General features: G+C 67.5%; 5 protein-coding genes. All 5 read right to left on the reverse strand.

The annotated features are described in order from the left end of the window. The coding region (locus tag ACRDUX_RS22010) for an NUDIX domain-containing protein (protein WP_526416487.1) at nt 1-317 on the reverse strand (317 nt) is incomplete at its 3' end. Next, entirely contained in the window at nt 310-2,058 is a 1,749-nt protein-coding gene (gene pyrG, locus ACRDUX_RS22015; RefSeq protein ID WP_526416489.1) for a CTP synthase, read from the reverse strand. The genes pyrG and ACRDUX_RS22010, both read right to left, overlap by 8 nt. A 189-nt stretch (nt 2,059-2,247) precedes the next feature. Then, nucleotides 2,248-3,189: a copper transporter gene (locus tag ACRDUX_RS22020; RefSeq protein ID WP_526416491.1), complete on the reverse strand. Its 942-nt coding sequence runs from the start codon at nt 3,187-3,189 to the stop codon at nt 2,248-2,250. Between the two features lie 28 nt (nt 3,190-3,217). Further along, nucleotides 3,218-4,402 (reverse strand): putative cytokinetic ring protein SteA, encoded by a 1,185-nt coding sequence (steA, locus tag ACRDUX_RS22025; RefSeq protein WP_526416493.1) that lies wholly within the window; start codon nt 4,400-4,402, stop codon nt 3,218-3,220. 92 nt (nt 4,403-4,494) lie between these two features. Then, a partial coding sequence (gene recN, locus ACRDUX_RS22030; protein WP_526416495.1) for a DNA repair protein RecN occupies nt 4,495-6,160 on the reverse strand: 1,666 nt, incomplete at its 5' end.

Below are 6,160 nucleotides of genomic sequence, written 5' to 3' on the forward strand. Positions count from 1 at the left end.
CCCCAGTCTTGGGCCTTCAGGCCCGCCTCCTCCTCGAGCTCCCGCGCGGCACTCACGGCCGGAGGCTCACCGCCGATGTCGAGCAGGCCGGCGGGGAGCTCCCACAACCGTCGACCCACCGGGTGGCGGTACTGGTAGATCAGCGCGACGTTGTTGCTCTCGTCCATTGCGACGATCCCGACCGCGCCGTAGTGCTCGACGACCTCGCGTCGCGCCGTCCCACCGCCGGGCATGCTCACTTCGTCGGCCCTGAGCGCGAAGATCTTTCCGACGTAGAGGGTTTCGCTGTCGACCGTCGCGAACTCATGGTCAGCCACGGCGCACGGGCTCTGACACTTCGGCGCCGTTGGACCGCTGGGTCGCGAGCTCGACCGGCAACCTCTCCTCGGCCTTGTAATCGAGAGCCGCGCCGACGAAGGCGACGAAGAGCGGATGCGGTCGCGTCGGCCTGCTCTTGAGCTCGGGGTGTGCCTGCGTGCCGACGAGGAACGGGTGCACGGCGGCGTCGTACTCGACGAACTCCACCAGGTGACCGTCCGGCGAGGTACCAGAGAACCGCAGACCGCTCTCCGCGATGCGGTCGCGGTAGGAGTTGTTGACCTCGTAGCGATGACGGTGCCGCTCGGAGACCTTGGTGGACTGATATGCCTGCGCCACTAGCGAATCCTCTTCGAGGACCGCGGGATACGCGCCAAGGCGCATGGTGCCGCCGAGGTCCGCCTCGCCTGCGACGATGACTTGCTGATCGGTCATCGTCGAGATCACCGGATCGGGCGTGTCGGGGTCGAACTCCGCCGAGTTCGCGTCGTCGATGCCGACCGAGCGGGCCGCCTCGATCACGATGCACTGCAACCCGAGACAGAGACCGAGCACCGGGATGCCGTGCGTGCGGGCGAACTTGATGGCCCCCAGCTTGCCCTCGATGCCGCGAATGCCGAACCCGCCGGGGATCAGCACGCCGTGGACGTCGTTGAGCGCTGCCGCCGCTCTGGGGTCCGTCTCGCAGTCATCGGAGGCGACCCAGCGGATCTCGACCTTGGAGTGGTGCTTGAAACCACCGGCCCGCAGCGCTTCAGCCACCGACAGGTACGCATCGGAGAGGTCGATGTACTTGCCCACCAGAGCGATCCGAACCGTCTCCCGCGGTTCGTGCACGCGCCGCAGCAGATCGTCCCACTCGGTCCAATCGACGTCGCGGAACGGAAGGCTGAGCCGCCGCACCACGTAGGCGTCGAGTTCCTCGCGGTGCAACACCTTCGGGATGTCGTATATCGACGGTGCGTCCGGGGTAGAGATCACGCCGTCGATGTCGACGTCGCACATCAGCGCGATCTTGTTCTTCAGCGCCTCTGGCACGTCGCGGTCGCAGCGCAGGATCAGCGCGTCGGGACTGATGCCGATGCTGCGCAGCGCCGCCACGGAGTGTTGCGTCGGCTTGGTCTTCAGCTCACCCGACGGCGCGAGGTAGGGCACCAGCGACACGTGCAGGAAGAAGACGTTGTCGCGGCCCACCTCGTGACGGACCTGGCGGGCGGCCTCCAGGAATGGCAACGACTCGATGTCGCCGACGGTGCCGCCGATCTCGGTGATGACGACGTCGGGACGGTTGCCCTCACCATCGGGCTCTGCCATCGCCAGGATGCGGCGCTTGATCTCATCGGTGATGTGCGGGATCACCTGCACGGTGTCGCCGAGATACTCGCCACGACGCTCCTTGGCGATCACCGTCGAATACACCTGGCCGGTGGTCACATTCGCCGATCCCGACAGATTGCGGTCGAGGAAGCGCTCGTAGTGCCCGACGTCCAGATCGGTCTCCGCACCGTCCTCGGTGACGAACACCTCGCCGTGCTGAAACGGGTTCATGGTGCCCGGATCCACGTTGAGGTAGGGGTCGAGCTTCTGCATCGTCACCTGGAGGCCGCGTGCGGTGAGCAACTGGCCGAGGCTGCTGGCGGTCAGGCCCTTACCGAGTGAGGAGGCCACACCGCCACTGACGAAGAGATGCTTGGTCGTGGTCTGCGGGTGCCTGCGTAGCTGCTTCGATTGGCCTGGCAAGAACAACCTCCGTGGCGAATGGCTTGGGGCCTGCCGACCCACGGAAACTCACCCTAACACCGACGGCGACAAGTCGTCGCTGACGCGCCGGTCGGTGGGTAGGAGCGAAGCGACCGGGGACTGTCTCGGTGTTGGGGGTCCCCCCGCTTGCGGGGGAGTGCGAAGCGACCGGGGAATGTCACCGCGGGGCTATTGCGCGACAGTGACGGATGACGCGCCACGGCCGATTCCGTACTGGCCCGGTCGCCCGCCACTCGCCATTTCCTGCAGCGCGAGCACCGAGGTGATGCGGCCCGACTGGCTGTCGACGTCGTCGACCGTGCCGACCGCGTTCGTCAGGCCGGCGTCCGACCGGATCACCGCGACGGCGCCGGTGCCAGATGCCGACCCGTCGCGGCCGGCAACGAGTGTGCCCGAGCCGTGTGGGGCCAGGCCGGCGGCGAACCGCGCGACGGTCGCGCCCTGATTGCCCGCGTCGTCGGCGAGCCCACCACCGGTGACGACGACCGCAGTGTCCGCAGCGCCGATCCGCTCGGTGCCGTAGGTGATGAAGCCCGTATCGCGAAGCGCCGAGAGCACGCCGTCGCGCTGTCCGTCGTCGACTGCGGGAGCCGCCGGATCCTTGCCCGTCAGCATGGCGATCCCCAGCAGGTCGCCGGCTTGGGACCCCTGGTCGACCGATGTCGTGCTCAGTTGGCGGCCCGCGGGCACGATCGGCGAATTGACCACGGAGAGAAGCTTCTCCGAGGAGTTCGCATCCACGAATTCCTGCGTGAGCGAGATCGTCCCCGTGAGCGTGCCACCGGATTCACCGGTGAGCCGTGACATCGCCTCGACGTCGTCGTCGGCGGCGTCCGGGGTGCGGAACAGCACCACCGACTTTCCCTTGAGTGCGTCCCTGAGAATCCGCGATGACATCTGCGAGTCGAACTCACCTGCAGCGCTTACTTTTTCGTTGAGGCCATTCTTCTCGTCGGTCAGCCCGTTGATCTGGTTCTGCATCTGGGTCTTGTCGTCCTTGAGACCCGCCAGCACCGTGTTGGACAGCAGACCTGAACCCAGCGCGATTCCGATCGCCAGGGCGAGGAAGACCGCGGCCAGGGAGATCGCGTGCGAGCGTAGGGAAATCACGAGCCCTCCCGGGATTCGACTAGATTTCTCAGGTGACCAGGCCCTGCACCCAGATGGAGAACTGATTCCAGTACTGGGTGACCCAGTCGATGACGACGGCGTCGGCGCGCGACACCCAGAGTGCGGCGATGACGGCGATCAGCATGGCGAGCACCAGCAGCGCGATCGCGCCACCGGAGACACGACTGCGGTACAGCGTGGCGACGGCCTTGGCGTCGACCAGCTTCTCCCCCACCTTCAGGCGGGTCAGGAACGTCGACGGGTTGCTCTGCTGACGGGATCGGTCGAAGAACTCCTCGATACTGGCGTTGTGGCCCGCCGTGACGATGAGTGAGGCGCCGTGGTGGTCGCACAGCAGCATCGCCAGGTCGGCGGCCGAACCGGCCGCCGGGAACGTCATCGCGCCGACACCGAGGTCCTGGATGCGCTCGAGGCCCTTGGCATGGCCGTCCGCGTCGGCGGGCAACACGACCTGCGCCCCCGAGCGGAGCACCTCGACACTCATCTCGTCGGGGTCGCCGACGATGAGGGCGGGGCGGTACCCCGCCTTGCGCAGCACGTCCGCGCCGGTGCCGACGCCGACCAGGACCGGCTGATACTCCTTGATGAACGGCTTGAGCGCCTTGAGGTCCTCGAAGGCGTCGATCTCGTCGGCGACGATGACGACGTGCCTGCGATGCAGGTCGACGTCGATGTCGGGGATGCCCATGCCGTCGATGAGCAGCGGGCTCTCGCTGCGGATGAACTCGATGGTGTTGCCTGCGAACGCCTCGAGGTGAGCCACCAGCCCGCTCTTGGCCTCGTGCATGAGGTCGTGGATCTCTTCGTCGTTGCGTTCGGTGCCATGGGCGATGCGACGGTCACCGGAGTAGACGCCGCCGTTGTGCAGCCGGACCCTGGCGCCGTCCTTGATCTTCTTGAAGACCTCGGGACCCACCTCGTCGATGAGCATCACGCCGTTGGCGACGAGCACCTCCGGCCCGAGGTTCGGGTAGCGGCCCGAGATCGAAGGGGACGCGTTGACGACGGCGGCGACGTTGGCGTCGACGAGCGCGTCGGCGGTGATCCTGTCGAGGTCGAGCGCGTCGATGACGACGACGTCGCCGGGGCCGACGCGGCGAAGAAGGCGATCGATGTCGCGATCGACGCGGGCCGTACCGGACACGCCGGGCCGAGAGCCGGCATTACGCGAAAGCAGCGCTGACATCTTCATGGGGGAATTCTGTCGGCCAACCCTCAAGTTGAGGTGTAGGCGCGCCGTAACACCAGCCTCAGAAGTATTCTTCTGTCACATCCGCAACAGACTCAGGCGAGCTGTTCCTGCGTTTCGCTCTGCGCCGACTCCAACAGTTCGCGCGCGTGCGCCCGGCCGCTGTCGGACTCGCCGAGCCCCGCGAGCATGCGCGCCAACTCTCCGACTCGGTCGTCGTCGTCGAGGCGACGCACCTCGCTTGACTTGCCCTTGCCCGTACTGCTGTCGACGACGAGATGCACGTCGGCGTACGCCGCGACCTGAGGCAGGTGGGTCACCACGATGACCTGATGGGTGCGGGCCAGCCGCGCCAACCGCCGTCCGATCTGCACGGCCGCCCTGCCTCCGACACCGGCGTCGACCTCGTCGAAGACCATCGTGGTGCCCTCCGCCGATGCGGCGAGCACGACCTCGAGGGCCAACATCACGCGTGACAACTCACCACCCGATGCGCTCTTGGCCAGCGGCAGCACGTCGGACCCGGAGTGCGGCGTGAACCCGAACTCGACCGCGTCGACGCCGTCCTGCCCAGCGTGGACCGCCTCACCGGACGGCAGCTTCAGCGGGGCCGAGTCATCGGCCCGCGCCACCAGCGCTCCCACCGCGATGCTGAAACCCGCACCCGACATCGCCAGGCCCGCCAGCTCGGCGGTGACTGCCTTCGCCATCGCCTTGGCAGCCTTGGTCCGCACCTTCGTCACCTCCAGCGCCGTCGCGACGACCTTCGACTCGAGCTGGTCCACCTGTTTCGCCAGCGCCGCCAGAGTTTCTTCGGAGACGTCGAGCTGCGCAAGCCGGGCCCGCGCTTCGTTGGCCCAGTCCAGTACTCCGTCGACGTCGGCGGCATATTTGCGCGTCAGGTTGCGCAGTTCGCCTTGTCGCGCCAGTTTGGCTTCCAAAGTGCTTGCATCGCTTGGTAGTTCACTCAGGTAATCACCGAGCTCTCCTGACACGTCACTGGCGATGGCCAGCGCCTCACCGAGACGGTCGCCCAGCACCCGAAGCGCCGAATCATCGGTGCTCTGCAGCGCGGACTTCGCCTGGCCGATCCAGTCCACCGCCGACACCGCACCCTGAGCGGGTTCGTCGAGCTCACCGGACAGGCCTACCCGCGCCGTCTGGGCCGCGTCCCGCAGCGCGTCCAGCTCGGACAGCCTGCGGATGTCGGCCACCAGCGCCTCGTCCTCGCCGAGTTGCGGTGCCACGGCGTCGATCTCGCTCAGCCCGAACTGGAGACGGTCGGCTTCCAGCGCGAGTTCGCGCGCCCGCTGCCGCCGGTCGGTCAGGTCCCGCCGCAAGGTGAGCCACTCGTCTCGCAGCCCGCGGTACCGCGCCAACGGTGCGTCGACGTCGGCGAATCGGTCGAGTGCGGAGCGCTGCTCGTCGGAGCGCATCAGCCTCAGCTGGTCGTTCTGGCCATGCAGCGCGAGGAGTTCGGTGGTGAACGTGCTCAGCGACTTGGCGGGCACGCTGCGTCCACCGAGATAGGCCCGTGACGGACCCTCGCGACTGACCGAGCGTGCCGCGATCACGCTGCCGTCGTCGTCGCGGTCCGCGCCCGAGGAGTCCAGAATCTCGTCGATCCTGTCTGCGACCGTCCCGCCGAGCTCCTTGGTGGTGAAGCGGCCCTCGACGACGGCGCGGTCCGAACCCGACCGGACGCGACTGGCATCCGCACGGGCGCCGCCGAGGAGGTGCAGCCCGGTGACGACCATGGTC

Origin of the sequence: Mycobacterium sp. (assembly GCF_050701675.1) — a bacterium.
In the GTDB taxonomy this organism is placed as follows: domain Bacteria; phylum Actinomycetota; class Actinomycetes; order Mycobacteriales; family Mycobacteriaceae; genus Mycobacterium.

Excerpts from the sequence above, each read along its gene's own strand:
- steA (WP_526416493.1), bottom strand. The coding sequence starts at position 4,402 with ATGAAGATGTCAGCGCTGCTTTCGCGTAATGCCGGCTCTCGGCCCGGC.